This window comes from Mucilaginibacter sp. PPCGB 2223, from assembly GCF_001705515.1.
GTDB lineage: Bacteria > Bacteroidota > Bacteroidia > Sphingobacteriales > Sphingobacteriaceae > Mucilaginibacter.
The window spans coordinates 398,435-419,448 of record NZ_MDJS01000004.1 but is presented as its reverse complement, the minus strand read 5'-3'; the positions used below and the strand labels follow the sequence as shown (position 1 = coordinate 419,448).

At 45.2% G+C, this 21,014-nt stretch carries 19 protein-coding genes; 9 read left to right on the top strand and 10 right to left on the bottom strand.

The features are described from left to right. Window positions 1-219: 219 nt before the first annotated feature. The 3 genes from BEL04_RS20175 to BEL04_RS20165 form a co-directional block, all read right to left on the bottom strand. Complete coding sequence (locus tag BEL04_RS20175) at window positions 220-2,391, bottom strand: TonB-dependent receptor (RefSeq protein ID WP_066006876.1); 2,172 nt, start codon at window positions 2,389-2,391, stop codon at window positions 220-222. 90 nt (window positions 2,392-2,481) lie between these two features. Continuing rightward, window positions 2,482-2,883, bottom strand: a complete 402-nt coding sequence (locus BEL04_RS20170) for a hypothetical protein (RefSeq protein WP_139113124.1) — start codon at window positions 2,881-2,883, stop codon at window positions 2,482-2,484. Between the two features lie 23 nt (window positions 2,884-2,906). Further along, on the bottom strand, window positions 2,907-3,800 hold the full coding sequence (locus BEL04_RS20165; RefSeq protein WP_066006868.1) for a carbohydrate kinase: 894 nt from the start codon (window positions 3,798-3,800) through the stop codon (window positions 2,907-2,909). Between the two features lie 175 nt (window positions 3,801-3,975). On the opposite strand from BEL04_RS20165, the gene BEL04_RS20160 reads away from it, so the two are divergent. After that, complete coding sequence (locus tag BEL04_RS20160) at window positions 3,976-4,401, top strand: DUF4440 domain-containing protein (RefSeq protein WP_066006866.1); 426 nt, start codon at window positions 3,976-3,978, stop codon at window positions 4,399-4,401. 149 nt (window positions 4,402-4,550) lie between these two features. Here the strand turns inward: BEL04_RS20160 and BEL04_RS20155 are convergent, their stop codons facing one another. From BEL04_RS20155 to hemW, 6 genes are all read right to left on the bottom strand, one after another. Beyond that, the gene (locus BEL04_RS20155; protein WP_066006864.1) at window positions 4,551-5,735 is read right to left on the bottom strand and encodes a cytochrome-c peroxidase; all 1,185 of its coding nucleotides are present in this window, start codon (window positions 5,733-5,735) and stop codon (window positions 4,551-4,553) included. Between the two features lie 87 nt (window positions 5,736-5,822). Continuing rightward, the gene (locus tag BEL04_RS20150) at window positions 5,823-6,578 is read right to left on the bottom strand and encodes a BPL-N domain-containing protein (RefSeq protein WP_066006863.1); all 756 of its coding nucleotides are present in this window, start codon (window positions 6,576-6,578) and stop codon (window positions 5,823-5,825) included. 145 nt (window positions 6,579-6,723) lie between these two features. After that, window positions 6,724-7,062 carry a hypothetical protein gene (locus BEL04_RS20145; RefSeq protein ID WP_066006862.1) on the bottom strand — a complete coding sequence of 113 codons (339 nt, stop codon included), beginning with the start codon at window positions 7,060-7,062 and terminating at the stop codon, window positions 6,724-6,726. A 1-nt stretch (window position 7,063) separates the two neighbouring features. Continuing rightward, entirely contained in the window at window positions 7,064-7,945 is an 882-nt protein-coding gene (locus BEL04_RS20140; RefSeq protein ID WP_066007314.1) for a cupin-like domain-containing protein, read from the bottom strand. A gap of 139 nt (window positions 7,946-8,084) precedes the next feature. Beyond that, window positions 8,085-8,633, bottom strand: a complete 549-nt coding sequence (locus tag BEL04_RS20135) for a fasciclin domain-containing protein (protein ID WP_066006861.1) — start codon at window positions 8,631-8,633, stop codon at window positions 8,085-8,087. Window positions 8,634-8,872: 239 nt separating this feature from the next. Continuing rightward, complete coding sequence (gene hemW / locus BEL04_RS20130; RefSeq protein WP_066006859.1) at window positions 8,873-9,994, bottom strand: radical SAM family heme chaperone HemW; 1,122 nt, start codon at window positions 9,992-9,994, stop codon at window positions 8,873-8,875. Window positions 9,995-10,084: 90 nt separating this feature from the next. Between hemW and BEL04_RS20125 the strand changes: the two genes are divergently transcribed. From BEL04_RS20125 to gldN, 6 genes are all read left to right on the top strand, one after another. Continuing rightward, on the top strand, window positions 10,085-11,050 hold the full coding sequence (locus BEL04_RS20125; protein ID WP_139113123.1) for a DUF4271 domain-containing protein: 966 nt from the start codon (window positions 10,085-10,087) through the stop codon (window positions 11,048-11,050). 28 nt (window positions 11,051-11,078) lie between these two features. Then, the gene (locus BEL04_RS20120; protein WP_175404121.1) at window positions 11,079-11,837 is read left to right on the top strand and encodes a uroporphyrinogen-III synthase; all 759 of its coding nucleotides are present in this window, start codon (window positions 11,079-11,081) and stop codon (window positions 11,835-11,837) included. Window positions 11,838-12,070: 233 nt separating this feature from the next. Beyond that, complete coding sequence (locus BEL04_RS20115) at window positions 12,071-13,387, top strand: SUMF1/EgtB/PvdO family nonheme iron enzyme (protein WP_066006854.1); 1,317 nt, start codon at window positions 12,071-12,073, stop codon at window positions 13,385-13,387. A gap of 79 nt (window positions 13,388-13,466) precedes the next feature. Continuing rightward, window positions 13,467-14,252, top strand: coding sequence for a gliding motility protein GldL (gene gldL / locus BEL04_RS20110; RefSeq protein WP_066006852.1), 786 nt, complete (start codon window positions 13,467-13,469; stop codon window positions 14,250-14,252). 42 nt (window positions 14,253-14,294) lie between these two features. After that, the gene (gene gldM, locus BEL04_RS20105) at window positions 14,295-15,815 is read left to right on the top strand and encodes a gliding motility protein GldM (protein ID WP_066006851.1); all 1,521 of its coding nucleotides are present in this window, start codon (window positions 14,295-14,297) and stop codon (window positions 15,813-15,815) included. Window positions 15,816-15,833: 18 nt separating this feature from the next. Continuing rightward, complete coding sequence (gldN, locus tag BEL04_RS20100; protein ID WP_083228012.1) at window positions 15,834-16,850, top strand: gliding motility protein GldN; 1,017 nt, start codon at window positions 15,834-15,836, stop codon at window positions 16,848-16,850. Between the two features lie 32 nt (window positions 16,851-16,882). Here gldN and uvrC read toward each other — a convergent pair whose 3' ends face one another. Beyond that, window positions 16,883-18,697, bottom strand: coding sequence for an excinuclease ABC subunit UvrC (gene uvrC, locus BEL04_RS20095; RefSeq protein ID WP_066006847.1), 1,815 nt, complete (start codon window positions 18,695-18,697; stop codon window positions 16,883-16,885). Between the two features lie 125 nt (window positions 18,698-18,822). Between uvrC and BEL04_RS20090 the strand changes: the two genes are divergently transcribed. Both BEL04_RS20090 and BEL04_RS20085 read left to right on the top strand, forming a co-directional pair. Then, entirely contained in the window at window positions 18,823-19,962 is a 1,140-nt protein-coding gene (locus BEL04_RS20090; RefSeq protein ID WP_066006846.1) for an AI-2E family transporter, read from the top strand. 3 nt (window positions 19,963-19,965) lie between these two features. Continuing rightward, complete coding sequence (locus BEL04_RS20085) at window positions 19,966-20,994, top strand: aldo/keto reductase (RefSeq protein ID WP_066006845.1); 1,029 nt, start codon at window positions 19,966-19,968, stop codon at window positions 20,992-20,994. The last annotated feature ends 20 nt before the right edge of the window (window positions 20,995-21,014 follow it).

Here is a 21,014-nt window from a genome sequence, read left to right as displayed (position 1 = left end):
AGGCGGGCGCTCATACTGCACAAGGCCTTAGCCACATGGCCGGTATCCCTGCCTGCCGGCAGGCGGGCGCTTCTATCCCCAACACAACTTTACAGCACCTTGCGCTCGTCTCCTGACGAGTGCTTAACATGGTTCCGCGTTTTAAAACGCAATGAAGCGATACAATCGCTAAGCCACATTATGCCCTCGTTGCAAACGAGCGCAAGGGCTAAAATATTTCTACAACAGCTTAATTTTTACCCCAACATTAAACACCGCGCCATCCAGCGGTGCATAAATATCTTTAAATGCCGGGTTGGTAATGCTGCCGGTATAAATGCTGCCCCATTTGCTTTGCCGCTGGTCGGTGATGTTTTCGCCATTGATAAACACATCAAAATGCTTCCACATTTTTTGGATGAGCAGGCCAAAGGTATAATAGCCCCGGCCGGTTGTGCCGTCGCCCAGCAACTGCTCACCGGTATAAAAACCCTCAGCACCTGCTCTAAAGCTGTTTTCTATTTCGTAAGTCACATCGGCGCTTATTTTGTTTTTAGGTGTTAACGTTTGTGTTAAGGATATGCCGTTAAAATGTTGTTTGGTGTCGGTATGTGTATAACCAAAGTAAATACCCAGTTCGTCCATCAATAGTTTAATGTTGGTTTCGGTGCCTTTAGTATCCAAATATCCCGGTACGCTTACAAAAGCATTACCCTGTAAAATAAGTGGATGGTTTACTTTGGTATAAAAAAACAGTTGATTGATATTGATCAAAACATCACCGATAGTATGGCGGTAGTTCACATCGCCGTTAGCCCCGTACGATCTTTCGGCATCGGTATTGTTGACGTTCAGGGGTTGCAGGTATTGATAACCTTTTTCTTCGCTGTCATCGTTAAAAATGGTCGGCATCTTATAACCCAACCCGCCACCGATACGACTGGTCAGTTGCTCATTGATCTTAAACAGCCCGTTAATGCGCGGTAATAGAAACAACCCGTTACCGGCGTTCATCGGCGCAGGCGAATTACCATCCAAACGTAAGCCGCTCTCCACCGCAAACCATTTGGTAAAGCGGTAGGTGTTCTGCACAAAAGCACCATAAGTATCCAGATCATAACTCAACTGCGCGAAAGGGTCAGGAGCGTTCAAATGATCCGACCACAAATCGACACCTGCAACCCAATTGGTTTTTTTACCACTGTAAACGTAGTTCAGTTCGCTATAGCTCGATGTTTGCTTTGCGCGGAAGGTATAACCGGGCTGCACCAGCCGCCGGTCAAAATATCCTATCGTATTTTTAAAATTAACCAGGCTCGCCGAATCTATTTTGTGTGTAAACGACAACTGCGTCGAAAAACGGTAGCTTTCATTCCGTTCAAAATACTGGTGAATGTTATCCGCATTGCCGTCAACAACCTGTCTATCCCCGCCAAAGCGGTCCTCATAAGTGGCATTCACCCCAAACCAGCCGCTGTTTTTATCATCCATATACAGAAATACTTTTGGATTAATGCTGAATCGCTGTGTTCGTGGTACAGCCGTAAAATCAGTATGCGATGGGGTATAGGCACCATTATAATTGTACGATGTAAAAATAGTCGTGCCCACGTGTTTACTCTTTTCAGCGTAATACCCGCTAACATCCAGTCCTCTCGCGCTGTTTTGGTTCAATAAAAAAGTAAGCTCAGGCTGCGCTTGCGGCGTTTTGCTGATCAGGTTCACCAAACCCGCAATAGCGCCGCCACCATACAAAGTAGAGGCTGAGCCTTTGATAAATTCCACCTGTTTCAGATTAAGCGGCGATACCTGCATCAAACTTAACCCGCCCGAAAAGCCCTGGTACAACGGCATGCCATCCTGCAATAATTGGGTATACCGGCTATCCAAACCCTGAATGCGAAAATTGGCCGTGCTGCTTACCGCCGATGTTTGCTGTACGTTGATGCCCGTACTTTCGCCCAGCAGCATTTTAATGTCGCCGGGGCGCATGGTACCTTTTTCGTCCAGCTCTTCCTGCGGCAGGGCTTCAACCCTTGTCGGGATATCGGCCAGGTTTTGGTTGGTGCGCGTAGTTTGTACCACTACTTCGGCCAGCTCGCCCGATTGTGGCTCTAAGTAGATCTCTAAAACCTCGTCAGGGTTTTTAAGCGGGAATACCAATGTTTTATCCTGGCCAAAATAACTGATGAAGCTAAATTTCAATTCGTATTTTCCATCGGGGATGTTGGATAATATAATCCTTCCCGAGGTATCGGCGGTAGCGCCTTTTTTCAGGTCGGCTATATAAAGCGTAGCGCCCGGGAGCGGCTGTTTGGTTTTATCGTCTTTAACAATGGCCCGCAGCGTATTTTGAGCGCAGGCAATATGACCAGCCATTATAGCCAGCAGTAATAATAAATGGTATTTCATTTAAAAATAGCAGTAATGGGCGTTTAAAAACTACCCGGTTAAACAAAATGCTTCAGCAGTGTCACTCCGAAGCGTTATGAAGCGTTTTGTTTAAGCTGCTGATGGCGGCCTGAAAAGTTCCGGATAAAAGTCGGAGGTGTTAACCGGCAGGTCGTTTTGCAGGTGCTCAATAGTTTGCCCGTTAACAATCACCTGCTCAAGCTGAATGTACGCGGCAGTAAGACCGTAGGATACGGTAGCGTGCTGAAATTGAATACCCGACTGTGGCGATTCCGGCGCATCGTGTTTGTTATGGCCCAAAAGTGCCTTTCCATTTAACAGGTAATCGCCAATAAAATCAAAAACATCCTGTTCCTGCGCGGGCGCGAGCTTTTGGTAGGCGCGGTACATTTGCGGCAGATCTTTGATGAGCGAAAAATCGCCCAAAGGCAAAAGCATACTTCCCGCAAGGAAATACAAAGCCAGCAGGTATGCCGATATCTTTCTGATCACCGGCACAAAAATAAAAGTTTGTTTTAGGATACAGCTATTTCGGCTGTCGAAATAATGTTATTTATTAGGGCATCATCATAAACCGGATTTGCACCACGCTGGGTAGTTACATAGGCTCCAACTGCGCATGCGCGTTCAAGTACCTGGTCTATCGGTTGTTCATTCAGCAAGCCGGCAATAAACGTCGCCAAAAAGGCATCGCCCGCGCCTACGGTATCTGCCACATCTACGTTAAAGCCCGGGTGTTCGTAAAATTTTTCATTGTGCCAAACAATAGCGCCGTTCTCGCCGCGGGTTACGCAAATGGTCTGGCTGTGAAACTTACGCTGAAACTCGATGATCTTATCTTTCAGTGGTTCGTTATAATTGCCGATCAATAAATTAGCCTCTTCCTCGTTCATCTTGATCACATCGGCTACGGCGGCCAGCGTCTGTATGGTGGATTGCTCGTAATGCGGGTGCCTCAGATTTACATCAAAAACTTTGAGCATTTTTTGCTCGAACAGGTCTAAAAGCGTGTTGCGGCTGGTTTTGCAACGGCAGGCAAGGCTGCCAAAAACAATGGCCGACATGTGTTTGATCCGCTCGGCAACCGTTTCGTTATTTTGTATACAATCCCACGAAACGGGTTTGGGAATGGTATAAGTTGCCTGGTGCTGTGCATCCAGCTGAACTTCGACCTTGCAGGTTGGCAATTTCTCGTCAACCTGTATCAGGCCCGAATGCAATTTGTTCAGCTTTAAGAATTCAGATAATTCCAGGCCTTCCTTATCATTGCCTATCCTGCTCAGTAACGAAGAGCTGACGCCCTGCCGGGCCAGATGCATAGCCACATTCATGGGGGCACCGCCCGGTTTCTTATCATTGCCGAAGGCATCCCAGAGCACTTCGCCAAAACAGAGCACTTGTTTTTTCATAGAGGTTGAAATGATAAAGGGTTTGCTACAAAGCTATAAGGTTTAAGCGTCGGAAATGTTTTATAATGCCCTATTCGTCAGGAAAAGTTTTATACAATTGTTGACTTCGCCTGTGAGTTTGTTTTGAGCTGAAAGCAAAAGGCTGAAAGCCGAAAGCTTTTGCTATTTTTAAGCTATGAAGAAATTTTTAGCATTTAGCTTTCTGCTTTTGGCTTTCAGCTTATTTGAAGCCAATGCCCAGGATAGGGAAACTATCTTAAAAGTGCTGCACACCCAGCAACTGGCCTGGAACCGCGGCGATATCGACGCATTTATGCAAGGGTACTGGAAATCCGATTCGTTAGTATTTGTCGGCAAAACAGCACCCGCCTACGGCTGGCAAACCACGCTCGATCACTACAAAAAAAGCTATCCGGATAAGGCTACCATGGGCGAGCTTGTTTTTAGTATCACCAAAGTCGACGTGCTGGATAAAACCAATGCCTTTGTTTTAGGCGGCTGGCACCTTAAACGCGAGAAAGGTGATGTGGGCGGGTATTTTACTTTATGGTTTAAAAAGATAGATGGAAAGTGGGTTATCGTTTGCGATCATACGAGTTAGTATTGCGATAGCATATTGCATAATGCGATAACTAAGTTTTTCTGCCCGTTCAAGCGCCCTCGTTCGAACACACACATGTTAGCGTCCACGCTAACGAATTATTAGTGATCGATGCTTCCGACTCAGGACTCTTGACTCACGACTATAGACTACCTAAACGGGCTCGCCCATTTCTTATTCGTATAAACATCCTTGCCGCTTAACGTTGCCAAAAAGGCAATGATGGCATCTTTTTGCTGCTGGCTCACATTCAAAACCTGCGGCCGCCCGCCGGGCAATAATTTAGGATCGAGGTTGGTATTGGCCGGCTCGGCAACAATGTGCGCATAGTGATCGATAACAGCGCTCAAATTATTAATGCTGCCATCGTGCATGTAAAGCCCGTTAACCTGTCCCGATGCATTGAGCAAGTTGCGCAGCGATGGCGGGTTGGTATTGGTAATATCGATAGCTGTTGTACTGCCGGCTACCGTAATAATGCCGTTGTTACGTGAGTTGGGGTCGATATCGAACTCAGGCGCCCTGTGGCACCCCTGGCAACCAAAGCCACCGCCACCGCCGGGCGCCGGGGGGGCCAGAAATAGCTGCTTGCCTAAGTTTTCCTGTGCCGTAAAATTCGGGAAATCGACGGTCTGGTTTTTGGTGAGCGCCATACCATCATCAAATTTCGAATCGAAGGACTGGATGCTGCGGATAAACTGTGCTATGGCATTCTGCATACGCGTTTGCGTCACCACGCTGTCGCCGTAAACAAACTTAAACAGCTCTTTGTAATAACCGATGTTCTGCAGCCTGGCTATCAAAAAGTTGATGTCCCTATCGCCATTGGCTCCGCTAAAGCCCATTTCGTTATGATTTTGAATAGGCTGGGTGGTCTGGTTTTCGAGTGTGGTAGCACGTTTGTCCCAAAAAAAGGCAACTTCCTGCGCAAAGCGTGCATTTACTAAGCGCATACTATGCCGTGTGGTTGGCCCGTTCACACCGGTGCTTTGTATGGCATCGTCGCCAAAGGCCATACTTTGCTTATGGCAACTGCCACAGGCGATATTGTTGTTTGCTGATAGCGCCTTATCATAAAACAATACACGGCCAAGCGTAGCGCCTGCATTGGTAACCGGGTTACTGCCCGAGTTATCTTTAGTAATATAAGCCGGAATAGTTTGCCCGGCATAATTTTCGAGATTGTTGAGATTGATATTATCGCCAAAGGCGGCCTGCACCGCCGGGTAGCCGGCAACTGTAGTTTCGTTATTGTTTTTTTTACAGGCCTGGATGGCGAGAGAAGCGGTGATCAGGGCCGATGCTCCCAATAAAAATAGCTTGCGTGATGACATGGTAATTAGGTTTATATACCATTTGATGTCGGCGATGTTATTTTCCTGCGGGTTGATGTGATTTTTTTTAACCTGTTCCGCAAATGGTCAGTATCGGGGTAAGGGTATGCCTTGCAAAGCTGCGCGGATAAGTGTACAGGCATAGGCATTGTCGGTACTAACCGGGGTATTAAAAACCATATCTTTTCGCCAGCTGGCGGGTGCTTCAGCATGTATACCGGACAGTAATACAAAGCCTTTTCCAAACCGGCCCTCCGCTACGGCAGGGCTGCCATCGGGGTACCTGGCTACTGTCTGGCCCCATCCCGAAAATTGTGGGCCGTCTTCCCAATACTGGGTGAGTGTTTTGCCATTGGGGCCCGTTATTGGCAGCGCTGCTTTGCGTATGCCTTGTTTTTCGGCTGCAAAAAAACCAAAAGATAACCCTGAAGTAAGATTTAAGCTGTTATAATAAGATGAGCCGCCTGCCAGAAAGCCGCCCGCACAAATGCCAAAATAGTTTAAACCCTGCACTACAGCCTGCTTTATGCGATATGCTGTGTTTTTTTCGATACTGTTGCCCATCTCAATAAAATTTCCGCCAGGCAAGACAAGTAGCCTGTAAGATTTTAGCTCCGAAAGGTTCATGGCGTTCAATTCTGCCGAATTTGCGGTCATGTAATTAATATGGAGGCTATCCAGAATTTTTTCAATCGCATCGACATCATTGGGCGAAACACCAGTTCCATTAAACAAAAGTAAAGATGCGGTACCAGCGCTTTTATTTTTGTGTCTGCGGCAACTCTCTGCAACCGTTATGGCGAAAATAAGCCAGAGAAGAAAAAGCGTGACGCGGGTAGCCATTTTACAAGATTTAGAGTGCAAATGTTAACGGTATGCCGGCTCGCGTACTTATCCCGGACCTGTTTACCGCAAAGTGAACTTATACAAAGGTATTACAAGCCATTGAAAAAGAGAACGCTATACCCGGCGCAAAAGCGACTTTAACTCAATTTGAAAATTCTAAAGTTTTTCCAGATTTGGATTTTATCAATTTATAAATGTTTGACCCCTTTTTTTTAATTAAAGAGTCGCCTTTTTGTATTTGATAATCAAAATGATAGCCCGATCCCAGGTAAAATTCTTTATCGCCAATAGTAATATTCGGAATACCTTTCACATCATAAGACACATTGTTTACTGTACCAACAAAATTGATGTTAAGACTTTGCTCTTTAGCTGCTAAAGATTGATGATTCCAATAAATCAAAACAAAAGCAAATAAAAGTCCGAAGGCTGCAAAAATAGCAAGGACAGAGCGTCTGCTTAAATTTCCAAAATCATTCATGTTAATAAGGTTTCCCCGCCTTCAACTCCCTTTCGGCCCATTTAACAGCCAGCTTTTCGCGATACGCTGCATATTTAGCTTTAAAGGTCATTTTTAAAACACTGTCCACACCGCCTTTAATTGCCAGGTTATACAAGCTGGCTGCTTTACGCGATATCGAAGCATCCCAGGCGCGCAGGCTCAGCGAATACGAGCCATCCAGGTATTTCATCCAGTGCCAGTAGCCGGTAGGCATAAACAAGGTATCGCCGTGTTCTAAAAAGGCTTCGGTACCTTCAACACCTTCCAGCGCGGGGAACTTTTTGGTATCGGGGTTCAATACATCATAATCTTCCAAAGCGTACGTGGCATTGGGGATACAATATAAACGGCGTTTCCATTTGTTTTCGAACAGGATAACATGCTTACGGCCGCCAAAATGGGTGTGGAAGATGTGCGGCAGGTCGATATCATAATGCAAAAAAGTTACCGAGTTCGATCCGCCGAAGAACATGGCCGGCATGCTTTCCAGAAAACCGCCCATCAGGTCTTTGGGTAAGATAATATCTTCAACCAGTTGCGGGGCCTGCTTAAATATGTTAAAGAAAAAGATGCGCAGCTCGGTAGGCTGCGATCTGATCAGGTCCATATATTCGCCGAAAGGCATTTGGGTGGCAGAGGCGTTGATCGGTTTCGATGGGTCGGCCTTTGAGTTATCGTACAATGGCACCACTTTGTCGCCAACCACCTGCTTTAAGTATTCGGGCGTCCATTTTTCGCGGGCGGGCCAGTTTTTGGTGAGGCCTTTTATAATAAGCGGGCGGCGGGCATCTAAATAATTCTTCTTAAAATCTTCAGGACTGATCGTATCAACGGTATCTATCGGCGAAAGCTTAAAACTCATTTGTGGCTGTTTTACAAGGTTCAGCAAAGATAACGTTTTAAAAACGGGCATTGTATGGCGGCAATGTCACAAAATAAAAACGACGAAAGGCCCGGCGTTTAGGGCCGGGCCTTTCTGACAACACAGGTAGTGTTAAAAGTTAGTTAGGCATTAACACGGTATTTACCACGTGTATCACACCATTCTTTTGGTTTACGTCGGCAATGGTTACCCAGCTTTTGCCGCCTTTTTCATCAACCAGGTAGAGTTTTTTACCATCCGCCATTGCCCATAAAGCGCCGCCGCTTACTGTTTTTAATTCGGCTTTGCCGCCGCCGGCTTTAACCTTAGCCATCAGTTGCGCAGCGCTCCAGCGGCCTGCAACTACGTGGTAAGTTAAAATTTTGGTCAGCGTGGCTTTGTTTTCAGGCTTCAGTAACGTTGATACGGTGCCGGCGGGTAATTTATCAAAAGCCTCGTTAGTTGGCGCGAATACGGTGAACGGTCCCTCGCCTTTTAAAGTCTCAACCAAACCGGCTGCTTTAACTGCGGCAACCAGGGTGGTATGGTCTTTCGAGTTAACGGCGTTGTCGATAATGTCTTTGGTTGGGTACATGGCCGCGCCGCCAACCATTTTGGTTTGAGCGTAAGTTTTTGGTGCTGCTGCAAGAGCTACTAATGCAAATACTGCAAAAAATAATTTTTTCATTTTTGTCTTTTTAACTTGTTTTAAACTGGTAAAAATGAACTTGCCTGCAGGGCCCGCTTGTTTGATTTCCTGTTTACTTCAAACTCGCGAAGCATTCATCAATTTATTTGTTACAAGTTACGGCGGTATTGTGTTCGTTGGTTTTTAGGAAAACGAAAAAAGTTTATAATAATCTGTTTGTCAGTTATTTATAATTATATAAAAATTAATTGAGTGTGATATTCAGGATAGATCCTGTGTTAAAAGAAGAGGTCGGAAGCGATCTTATCGGCGTATAATTTACCGGCATTGGTCAGGGTAATAACGTTGTTTTTTTGCAATATCCAGCCACGATAAAAATGCTCTTCAGCCTCATGTTTTAACTCTTCAGCCGCACCTTTTCGGATGCTTTCGAGCCTGTCCAGGTCGAGCCCCCAAATGGTGCGTAACGAGGTCATGATGTACTCGTTCAGCCGGTCGGCTTCTGTTAGTTCTTCCCGCTGGGCAGGTACTTTGTCTGCGGTTAACGACTGGATATATCTGGCGTTATTGGCGATGTTCCACTGCCTTGCCTCACCATTAAATGAGTGCGCCGATGGGCCGATGCCGAGATATTTTACACCCTTCCAGTAGTTGGAGTTATGCCGCGAGTAATTGCCCGGCGTACAATAGTTTGATATTTCGTACTGCTCGTAGCCATGCTGCTGCATCTCATCCATCAGTACCATAAATTGTTCGGCGCTCTGACCTTCGTTCATAGGCGGATATACCTTTTTTTTGATGTAGGAGTCGAGCGCTGTTTTAGGTTCAACCGTCATCGAATAAGCCGAAATATGCGGGATATTCAACTCAAATATCTGCTGCAGGTTATGCTTCCATTTATTGTCAGTGAGCAGGGGGTAACCATAGATCAGGTCGGCGGTGATATTCTCAAAACCTGCATCCTGTACCCGTTTTACCGATGCTTCGGCTTCGCGGCTGCGGTGCGCGCGGTTCATCCACAGCAGGTCCTCATCAAAAAACGATTGTATACCGATGCTGAAACGGTTAACGGCGGTTTGCCGCAATTGCTTAACTTTTTCGCTATCCAGGTCGTCGGGGTTAGCTTCTAATGTAATTTCTGCAACTGATGAGATAGTTTGGTGCTTTGTAATGCTATCTACCAGTAAATTGATCTCTGCAGCCTGCAGGAGTGATGGCGTGCCGCCGCCAAAGTAGATGGTTTCTATGGTATCTCCGTTCAGGTAATCCTTTTGCAGGGTGATTTCCTTTTGCAGCGCAGCCAGCATTTCCTCTTTATATTGTAAAGATGTGCTGAAATGGAAATCGCAATAATAACAAGCCTGCTTGCAGAAAGGGATATGGATGTAGATACCGGCCATGCGGCAAAGGTCGTAAAAACATCAGTGCTTTTATAATTGCCCGGCAAAGCACAGGTTATACATATTTGGTATACTTTTGCATTACAAAGTATGGGGCTCAAAATTTATATGCGTAAGGTATTGCTGTTTTTTATCGCCGTGTTCGGCATGGCGGTAAGCTGCCTGGCACAGGCCGATACCGTACGCACACACGAAGATACGCTCAGGGTACAGCATATGCTTTATGTTGCGGATAGCCTGGCGCAGGCCCGCAAAAAGCATACGGCCGACTCGCTCGCCATGCTGTTCATCGGTAACCCCGACCCTAACCGTCATAACCAGTTTATTGATACCCTGTTAAAAAATGATGGTTTTGATGGTATTTTGTTTAAGGGCGGTACACCAAGGCACCATATTGGTGTTGGTACGCCACGCCAGGGCCGAGACCAATGGGTAATGTGGGCCATATTCGCCTTGCTTATTTACACAGGTATATTAAACCGTGTTATTGGCAAGGATATTTACAATATCATACTGGCTTTTTATGATAAACGGGCATTTGGCAAAATAAGCAAGGAGGAGAGTTTACTCACATCGTGGGCGTTTATCTGTCTTTTTTCGTTGTTTGGTTTTACCATAGGCCTGTACATTTACCAGATTACCGATTATTATGATATAAATTATTCAATCGGTGGTTTTCAGTTATTTATTACCCTATCGGTTATTGTTATTGTCTTATTTATATTAAAAATACTGGTGTTGCGGGTGCTCGCGTTTATCTTCGATATTAACCGCCTGGTAAACGAATACATCTCCATTTTGTATCTTACTTACTTTAACATCGCGTTTGTTTTTTTACCGGTAGTAGTTGGCTTTAGTTTATTGTCAACCAGCTTATTACCATGGTTATTGCGGTTTTCGTTGCTTTTATTGGGGGCGATTTTCCTTGTTCAGTACCTGCGCAGCACCATAAACATAATTTCTAATTTTCGGTTTCATAAAATCTATTTATTTATCTATCTTTGTGCCCTCGAAATTTGCCCAATTTTAATATTGATTAAGGCACTGGATATTTAAAATTTTACAGGGAAAATAAATCGCAAACTTGGAAGACAGAAAGAAAAAGGTTAAAAGCATATTGGTAACGCTACCAAAACCTGATACAGATAAGAATCCTTATGCGGAGCTGGCTAAAAAACAGGGGCTGAAGATCGACTTCAGATCATTTATCCATGTCGAAGGCGTATCAGCAAAAGAGTTCAGGAAAGAACGCATCAACCTGGCCGATTTTTCGGCGGTGATATTTACCAGCCGCAACTCTGCCGATCATTTTTTCCGTATCTGCGAAGAGATGCGTTTTGAGGTTCCGGCCGATATGAAATATTTCTGCCTGTCTGAAACCATCGCCCTTTATCTTCAAAAGTATATCCAGTACCGCAAGCGCAAAATATTCTTCGGCAAACAAACCGCTTCCGACCTGGCCGAGGTATTAAAGAAGCACTCGGGCGAGAAATTCCTGTACCCCTGCTCGGATGTAGCCGCCGAGGAAACCCAAAAATTCCTGCTTGAGAACGGTTATAACTTTACCCCTGCGGTATTGTTCCGTACAGTTTGCAGCGACCTGTCTGACTTAAGAGAGGTTTTTTATGATATCATCGCCTTTTTCAGCCCGTCGAGCATACAATCTTTATACAAAAATTTCCCCGATTTTAAACAGAATAACACCCGCATAGCCGCCTTTGGCGCCACTACTCAAAAGGCTGTGGCCGAGGCAGGTTTAATTATCGATATAGCCGCTCCAACCCCCGCCGCCCCTTCCATGACTATGGCTATCGAACAGTACGTAAAACAGGTAAATAAATAAAATACAACACCAGAAGGAAACCTTTGTTTTGTTTTTTGCGTATAATTGTTTCCATACAGATGGTTACTGTAGCACTATTTTTTTAAAATATAACAATATCTTTAGCTAATTGGTGTTATAGTAGAAAATTATGAAACTTTTGCTGCTACAACATTTTTGTACCGGTTAAAAAGTTTTTGGTATATTCGAATCATCTTGAAGCTTAGGCTTTTTTAAGTGGAATTTAAAAAAAAATGAGATTTTTTTACTTTTTAGTATTTATAGTGGCTGGTGGTGTTTTTGTAGGCTGTAATTCAGTGAGCAATCATCGTGGCGAGGTTACGGGCGTTCGTCAGAGATCGTTCAGGGCTACGGTTCCATACGGAATGGTTTATGTACCAGGTGGCAGTTTTTTAATGGGCCCGGTCGACCAGGATATTACCTTTGCCCAGGTTGAAGACAACAAGCAGGTTACTATTCCACCGTTTTTTATGGACGAAACAGAGCTTTCGAACAGCAAGTACCGTGAGTTTGTAAACTGGGTTCGCGATTCCATTGCCATTACCAAATATTTGAACGATAATAAGTACTACGTAAAGCCCAAAGGCGGCGGTGCCCCCAAAGCCGGAAAGAAATATATAGACTGGGATTACGTCGAAAAAAATCCGATATGGGTTAATAAAAAAGGTGCGCCCAATAACACTAACAAATTGCAAAGCATGTTCTACCAGGGCGACGACCGTATTTTCGATCGCGACGAGGTAGATGTAAGGATGCTGAAATATAAATACGATCAGATGGACCTGCGCCTGGCCTCTGATTACCAGGGCGACGTAACCAAAAAGCGCTCTGATTTCATTCGTCACGATACGGTAAGCGTATACCCCGATACTTTGGTTTGGCTGCACAATTTTACCTATGCGGCAAACGAACCGATGACCCAGGGCTATTTCTCCCATGCAGCATTCCAGGATTATCCGGTAGTTGGGGTTACCTGGCGCCAGGCAGTGGCATTTACCGTATGGCGTACCCGTAAATACGAGCGCTACAGGCATAAAATTCACCGCGATTTAGATCGCCTGCAATATGATCTGCCAACCGAAGCCGAATTTGAGTATGCGGCACGCGGGGGCAGGATAGGAGCCAATTACCCATGGGGCGGCCCATACATCAAAAATGCAAAGGGCTGCTTGCTGGCTAACTTTAAACCCGGGCGCGGTAACTATAGCGACGATGGCTCGACCTATCCCGTTAAAGTACGTTCGTACTTCCCTAACGATTACGGCTTGTATAACATGGCCGGTAACGTAGCCGAATGGACATCGTCGGCTTATGACGCCGCCGCTTCATCCTTTGTCAGCGATCTGGCGCCTACTTTCAGATATAATGCCAAAACAACCGATCCCGAAATAATGAAACGTAAAGTTGTAAGAGGAGGATCGTGGAAAGACGTGGGATGGTTTTTACAGAATTCATCGCGTACTTACGAATATCAGGATACCTCAAAAGCATATATCGGCTTCCGTTGCGTAACCGCTTTCGAAGGCCGCGACATCAGGGATAAACATTAATCCTTAAAAGACATACCTTAATTAACCAAAATCAAATCAAATTAATTATTTAAACATTTACTAAAAACTATTTTCAAGTATGGCTGGCAAACAAAAACTTAAAATCGGGATCAACAACATCGTATCCTGGGGTGCTACAGTGGTAATTATTGGCTTGTTGTTTAAAATTCAACACTGGCCTTATTCAAGCTTTTTTATCTCATTGGGTTTATTAACCGAAGCGGGATTGTTCTTTATCCTTGGTTTTCAAAACGAACCTGTTGAAGTTGACTGGACAAGAGTATACCCCGAACTGGCCGAAGATGCCCAACCGGTAATTGCTGCCCCAAAAGCTACAGGCGCTGCTCCGGCTTCGTTAGATAAAATGATGGCTGATGCCAAGATCGGTCCCGAACTGATCGGCAGCCTTGGCGAAGGTTTAAGGACTTTCAGCGAAAAAGTAGCTACTATTTCGAAAGTTGCCGACGCAGGCACCGCAACCCAGGAGTTTACTTCGAAGTTGAAAGCCGCAAGCGCAAGCTATGATAACCTGAACGCTGCTTTCACGAAAGCATCATCCGGTTTAGCCGATTTCGCTTCATCGAGCGCAGATACTAAAACTTACCACGATCAGGTTTCAAACCTCGCTAAAAACCTGTCGGCTTTAAATGCTGTATACGAACTTGAATTACAGGACTCGAGCGCACATTTAAAATCAATGAATAAATTCTATCAAAACTTGAGCGCTACTATGCAGGGCTTTACCGAATCGGTTGATGATTCGAAGAAATTTAAAGACGAAGTTGGCCGCCTGGCGAAAAACATCGCTTCTTTAAATGCTGTGTATGGCAATATGCTTTCGGCAATGAGTGCCCCTAAAGCATAATTAACTGGTCCAATTTTTAATAGAATAATAAGACATTGATATATGGCTGGAGGTAAACAAACCCCAAGGGCGCGAATGATCAACATTTTGTACCTGGTGCTGTTGGGCTTAATTGCCCTCGAAGCACCGGCAAATTTGTTGGATGCATTCAAAAAAATCGGAGATAGCTTAACGAACTCCAAAACCAACGTTCAAAATGGTATTGACGCAAACTATACCGCTTTCGAAAAAAAGGTTAAAGAAGAGCCCGAAAGAGCGAAGCCTATTTTAGATAAAGCTAAAAAGGCTACTGCAATTGCAGATGAATTGAACAATTACATTGAAGGATTGAAAAAAACCCTGATCGAAAGAACAGGCGGCATGAGTAAAGACGGCGATTATGAGGGACGTGAAAACGTTGACGAAGGTAACCGTTTGATGATCGAAGGCCAGAAAGCCAAAGAGCTGAAAGCCAAGATCAACGAAACAAAGGAGAAGCTGAAAGCTATACTTGATCCGCAGGACCAGGCAAGCATTAGCTTTGCATTGGAGGCCGAAGACTCGAAAACAGGCGAGAAAAAAACCTGGGAACAAAATTATTTTGGTGATGGCGTGCCTATGGGTGCCGAGATGACCACGCTGATCAAAATTCAGTCGGACGTTAAGAACGACGAGGCCCAGGTTCAGAAAAAGATCCTGAGCAAAATGGAACAGGCCGTTGTTACTTTGGACCAGTTTGCTGCTGTGGCAGTAGCTCCTTCGAGCTATATCATCCAGGGACAGCAATACAAGGCTGATATATTTTTAACAGCGTATGATTCAAAATCTAATCCTGATATCGAGATCGACGGCAGCAAAATTCAGGCGAGCGGTGGTAAAGGTACTTATACCGTAACCGCCAACAGCGAAGGGATAAAACACTACAAAGGTACCATCAGCGTTAGAGGTACTGATGGCAAAATAAAAACATACGCACTGCCTGAGCAAACTTACCAGGTTGCCAAACCGTCGGCAGTAGTATCGCCAGATAAAATGAACGTGTTGTACATCGGTGTGGCTAACCCGTTATCGGTTTCGGCCCCGGGCATACCTGTTGATAAGATACATATCAGTATGTCGAGCGGTTCATATACCGGTTCAAACGGCCATTACGAGGCAAGGGTAACTACTCCTGGCGAAACGAAAGTTACTATTTCGGCCGAGATAGCACCTGGCAAAACCCAGGTATTGAGCAGCTCTACCTTCCGTGTAAAACGTATCCCTGACCCTATTGCGCAATTTGCAGGCAAAAACAGCGGTACTACAAGCGCCGTTAACCTGCGTGCACAGGATAAAGTTTTTGCTCACCTGGATAATTTTGAGTTCGAGGCTAAATTTACAGTAACACATTTTACGCTGATTATACAAAAACCACGTCAGGATGCGTTAATAATAAAAGGAACCGGTAGTGACCTGAATGCACAAATGAAAGCCGCGATGAATACCATCGGCCCGGGCACACGTGTGTTTTTCGATGATATTACCGCTGTTGGTCCGGATGGCTCTTCAAGGCCGATCGCACCGATATTGTTGACAGCAAACTAATTAATAAAGTACAGATTTATGAAGAGGGGACTTTTACTTGTTGTTTTATTGAGCTTTTTAGGCATGCTAACCTATGCCCAAAAGAAACCGGTTACTAAGAAAAAAACAACGGCATCATCGTCGAAAACAAAAAAACCTGTTGTAAAGCAACAAGTAAAAGTTAAACCCGATTCTTCAAAGAACGCTACAAACTATCCGTCGGTTACCGGTTTGCAGCTTGCCGATACGACTAAAAAAGTAGTGGCAACACCAACCAATTTTGAAAGGCCGCTCGATGGCTACTACGTAAAAAATGCCATCCGTACGGCTAAGCCTACGCCTTATGCTGCTTTACGCGAAGCCGATGTGGTTTTTTCGAAACGTATCTGGCGCGAAATCGACCTGCGCGAAAGGATGAACCAGTATATGGTATCGCCTAAAGGCAGGCTGATCGATGTGCTGATGGATGCGATCAACGCCGGTGAGCTAACCGCGTATGACGCATCGCCAAACCCGGCCAAAGGCGACCCTAATGGCGACGAGTTTTATACACCGCTGACAGCCTCGCAGGCCAAATCTAAATTAACCGATAGTACAGTTGTACATAAATTTGATAAGGACGGCAATGATATAGGTACAAAACGGGTAGCAAATGATTTTAATCCGGATAGTATCCTGAGGTTCAGAATAAAGGAAGACTGGCTGTTTGATAAGCAACGTTCGGTACTCGAGCCGCGGATCATCGGCATTGCGCCGCTGGTGCGCCCTAAAGCTGCAGGTGTTTACCTGGATTATCAGCCTGCTTTCTGGATATACTTCCCCGAAGCAAGAAAGGTACTGGCTACTAAAGAGATCATCATGCGCCATAACGATGCAGCGAGCATTAGCTACGACCAGGCTTTCTTAAAGCGCATTTTCTCCAGCTATATCGTAAAACAATCCAACGAAAAGGATGAGCGTATTAAGGATTATATGCAGGGTATCGACCAGCTGCATGAAGCCGAACGTATCAAAAAAACCATTATGGATTGGGAGCTTAACTTGTGGCAATACTGATAACGCATTAAAAATTATAAAGCCCCGGATGATTATTCGTCCGGGGTTTTTTGTTGGCCAAAGTATTGGGTAATTGCTTTGGCTTGTTTTAAATTCACAACTTCCTGCAGCTCTTCGGTGGTAGCCTGCCTGATCTTTTTAACCGATTTAAAATACTTCAGCAGCTTTTCGGCCGAGGTTTTACCTACACCTTCTATTAACTCCAGTTCGGTAGCCAGCGTGCCCTTATCGCGTTTTTTACGGTGGAAAGTAATACCAAAACGGTGTGCTTCATCGCGCAGCTGCTGGATCATTTTCAGCGTTTCCGATTTTTTATCGAGATATAAAGGGTACTGATCGCCGGGATAATACAGTTCTTCCAATCTTTTGGCTATGCCGATAACGGTTACCTGTTTATCTATCCCAAGCAATTTTAAGCTTTTAATTGCCGACGATAGCTGACCCTTGCCACCATCGATGATGATAAGCTGAGGCAGTTCGGTACCTTCGTCAAGCATACGTTTATAGCGCCTGTGCACAGCTTCTTCCATCGTAGCAAAATCGTTGGGCCCTTCAACCGTTTTTACATTAAAATGCCGGTAGTCCTTTTTCGATGGCTTGGCATCCTTAAACACCACGATTGCCGATACCGGGTACTTGCCCTGAAAGTTCGAGTTATCAAAACATTCAATATGCCGCGGTAGCTGCGTCATCCGCAGGTCCTTCATCATCTGTGTAAGCAAACGCTCCGATCGTATCTCGGGGTTCAGTTTTTCATATTGCTCTATTTTATCCCGCTTAAAAAAGGTCACATTCTTGTGCGACAGGTCGAGCAGCTTTTTCTTTTCGCCCAGTTTAGGTACGGTAAATTTAATATTGCTGTCGTCCAGGTCGATCTCGAACGGAACGATGATCTCTTTAGCGTGGCTGTTATACCGGCTCCTGAATTCGGTTATCGCAATGGTCAATAGCTCCTCGTCCGATTCATCCAGCCGTTTCTTCAGCTCGATAGTTTGTGTCTGGATGATGGTGCCGTTCATCACTTTTAAAAAGTTAACAAAGGCGTATTTTTCTTCGGATGCGATGCTGAAAACATCCACATCGGTAATAGATGAATTCACTACGGTTGATTTACTCTGATACCTTTCGAGCAAATCGTATTTATGTTTTAACCGATGGGCGAGCTCAAAATTCATGTTCATGGCAGCATCTTCCATCTCCGCCTTCAGCGAACGGATAACTGCCCCGATCTTGCCGTTCAAAATGTCTTTGATCTCTTCTATGCTGTTCGAGTAATCGTCTTCGGTCTGGTAATTCTGGCAGGGACCTTTGCAATTACCAAGCTGATATTCCAGGCAAACTTTAAACTTGCCTGCATCAATGTTCTGCCTCGTAAGCTGCAGGTTGCAGGTGCGCAGGGGATAAGTTTCGCGGATCACATCCAGTATGGCATGCATCATACTTACCGAAGCGTAGGGGCCAAGGTATTTCGAGCCGTCGCGGATGATCTTCCGAGTCCAGAATATACGCGGAAAATTCTCGTTTTTGATAATGATCCAGGGATAGGTCTTATCATCCTTCAGCATCACGTTATAACGCGGCTGATGTTTTTTGATCAGGCTGTTTTCCAGTAACCAGGCATCCACCTCGGTATCTACAATAGTAAAGGTGATCTTACGGATCTTAGAAACCAATACCTTGGTTTTGGCATTAACATTCAGGTCCTTATTAAAATACGATGTAACCCGGTTGCGCAGGTCTTTAGCCTTTCCGATGTAAATAAGCTCGTTTTCCGCATTCCAATACTGGTATACACCCGGTTTATGCGGTATGTTTTTTAACGCGGCCCTGTAATCAAAAGTATCCATATTATCGAAGTATAAAATTAGCCTTATTTTGCGATTTAAAATAGCGGGGCTGCTTTAACATTTGCCGGCAAACGCACTGCATCACAAAAATTACTTATATTCATGCCTGATATCATCACTTATCAATGAAAGCAAACGCTTTACCACATTATGCCAAGGTTGCGTCGGTACTGATCATCCTGATCAGCCTGGGATATGTTGCCGTTTTGGGCAAGGATGTACTGGCGCCGCTGGTATTCTCGTTTTTGTTTGCGATGTTGCTGCTGCCGCTTTCGCGTTTTCTGGAGCATAAATGCCGGTTGCCACGTGCTGTAGCAGCTATGTTATCGGTAATTTTGTTTACGGCCTTTGTTGCATTGATTATTTTTATACTGGCCATACAGGCAGGCGCTTTAAGCGACGACTGGCCGCAGATACGCACACAGATATCGCATTCGATAGACGAGTTGCACCGATGGACGGTGAACAAATTCCATTTCCAGTGGAACGCTCAAATGCTGGCGCTGACCAAGCAATTGAATGCCCAGGCTGCACCGGTTATCGGTACAACTTTGGTGGGTGTTACCTCGATGGTGCTTTTCCTGGTCTTTATTTTTATCGATACCTTTTTCATCCTGTTTTACCGCAAGGTATTGATCAGTTTTTTGCTGAAGGTGTTTAGCGACGACCGCGAAGTGTTGGTTTTTGACGTTGCCGAGCAGATACAGTTCATCATGAAAAAGTATATCTCGGGTTTGTTTCTGGAGATGCTTTGTGTATTTGCCATTGTATTCGGCCTGTTAAGCCTCATCGGCGTTAAATACGCCCTGTTGCTGGGATTGGTAACCGCTATATTCAACCTGATACCTTACGTAGGCATATTTTCGGCAACAGCCATAAGCGCTTTATTAACTTTAGGTACTTTAACTCCCGGAAAGGCGCTCGAAGTAGCAGTCAGCATCATCGCGGTACATTTGATCGATAGCAATATTATTATGCCGCGGATAGTAGGCTCAAAAGTAAAACTCAATGCCCTGGTGGTTGTTTTAGGTGTGGTTGTAGGCGAAATGCTTTGGGGCTTAAGCGGCATGTTTTTAGCGATACCTGTATTGGCCATTGTGAAGATCGTGTTTGATCGGGTAACAGACCTTAAACCGTGGGGGCTGCTGCTTGGCGATACAACCGAATACCAGGAGGCTTTGGTAGAACGCGTAGCCAAAAAAAGCGATACGCCCAAAGAGGCAGCGAAAAAGGCGAAAGACGACTTGTTAACCGATAAAGATTAAAAAATGAAATACAAGCTATTAGGCCGTTCGGGTTTGAAAGTGTCCGAACTGTGCCTGGGTACGATGGGCTTCGGCACCGAAAACGGCTGGGGATCGGACAAGGAGATCAGCAAACAGGTTTTTGACACCTATGTTAACGCGGGCGGGAATTTTTTAGATACTGCTAATATTTATACCCGTGGCACCAGCGAACGCTTCTTGGGCGAATTCATCGCTTCAGACCGTGAAAGGTATGTGGTAGCTACCAAATACAGCCTGTTCGAAAACCTGGTCCATCCAAACGCAAGCGGCAATAGCCGAAAAAATATGATGGCTACCGTTGAAGCCAGTTTAAAGCGGCTTAACACGGATTATATCGACCTGCTTTACCTGCACATTTGGGACAACCTGACGCCCGTAGATGAAGTTTTACGGGCTATGGACGACCTGGTGCGCCAGGGTAAGGTGCAGTACCTTGGCATAAGCGATACACCGGCCTGGGTGGTATCCAAAGCCAATACCCTGGCCGAACTGATGGGCTGGAGCCAGTTCATCGGCCTGCAGATCGAATACAGCCTGATACAACGCACTGTTGAGCGCGAACTGATACCGATGGCCGAACATTATCATATGACGGTTTTGCCATGGGCGCCCTTAGCCGGCGGGGCATTGTCGGGCAAATACCTGCGTGGCGAAAAAGGGCGTATCAAAGAAAACAGCAACCGCCTGAACGAGCGCAGCGTTAAAATAACCAAAGAGGTAATGGCTATAGCCGATGAAATAGGTGCAGATGCATCCAGCGTGGCATTGAAATGGCTGATGCAGCAAAACGTAAGCTGCATACCGATTGTTGGCGCAACCAGGCCCGACCAGGTGCAGCAAAACCTGAAATGTGTAGATGTGACCTTAAGTGTGGAGCATATGCAACGCCTGAATGATATCAGCGCTTTTGAATTGGGTTTCCCGGCCGCATTTTTTGAAGAAGATGCCGTAAAGAAAAATGTATCAGGTGGTTTTTACGGGCAAACCGAACGGCGCAACTTTTTGAAATAGGATTTTTAGAAGGTAATTAA

Coding starts and splice junctions, on each gene's coding strand:
- BEL04_RS20175 (WP_066006876.1), bottom strand. CDS start 2,391: ATGAAATACCATTTATTATTACTGCTGGCTATAATGGCTGGTCATATT.
- BEL04_RS20165 (WP_066006868.1), bottom strand. CDS start 3,800: ATGAAAAAACAAGTGCTCTGTTTTGGCGAAGTGCTCTGGGATGCCTTC.
- BEL04_RS20160 (WP_066006866.1), top strand. CDS start 3,976: ATGAAGAAATTTTTAGCATTTAGCTTTCTGCTTTTGGCTTTCAGCTTA.
- BEL04_RS20155 (WP_066006864.1), bottom strand. CDS start 5,735: ATGTCATCACGCAAGCTATTTTTATTGGGAGCATCGGCCCTGATCACC.
- BEL04_RS20150 (WP_066006863.1), bottom strand. CDS start 6,578: ATGGCTACCCGCGTCACGCTTTTTCTTCTCTGGCTTATTTTCGCCATA.
- BEL04_RS20145 (WP_066006862.1), bottom strand. CDS start 7,062: ATGAATGATTTTGGAAATTTAAGCAGACGCTCTGTCCTTGCTATTTTT.
- BEL04_RS20140 (WP_066007314.1), bottom strand. CDS start 7,945: ATGAGTTTTAAGCTTTCGCCGATAGATACCGTTGATACGATCAGTCCT.
- BEL04_RS20135 (WP_066006861.1), bottom strand. CDS start 8,633: ATGAAAAAATTATTTTTTGCAGTATTTGCATTAGTAGCTCTTGCAGCA.
- hemW (WP_066006859.1), bottom strand. CDS start 9,994: ATGGCCGGTATCTACATCCATATCCCTTTCTGCAAGCAGGCTTGTTAT.
- BEL04_RS20125 (WP_139113123.1), top strand. CDS start 10,085: ATGGGGCTCAAAATTTATATGCGTAAGGTATTGCTGTTTTTTATCGCC.
- BEL04_RS20115 (WP_066006854.1), top strand. CDS start 12,071: ATGAGATTTTTTTACTTTTTAGTATTTATAGTGGCTGGTGGTGTTTTT.
- gldL (WP_066006852.1), top strand. CDS start 13,467: ATGGCTGGCAAACAAAAACTTAAAATCGGGATCAACAACATCGTATCC.
- gldM (WP_066006851.1), top strand. CDS start 14,295: ATGGCTGGAGGTAAACAAACCCCAAGGGCGCGAATGATCAACATTTTG.
- gldN (WP_083228012.1), top strand. CDS start 15,834: ATGAAGAGGGGACTTTTACTTGTTGTTTTATTGAGCTTTTTAGGCATG.
- uvrC (WP_066006847.1), bottom strand. CDS start 18,697: ATGGATACTTTTGATTACAGGGCCGCGTTAAAAAACATACCGCATAAA.
- BEL04_RS20090 (WP_066006846.1), top strand. CDS start 18,823: ATGAAAGCAAACGCTTTACCACATTATGCCAAGGTTGCGTCGGTACTG.
- BEL04_RS20085 (WP_066006845.1), top strand. CDS start 19,966: ATGAAATACAAGCTATTAGGCCGTTCGGGTTTGAAAGTGTCCGAACTG.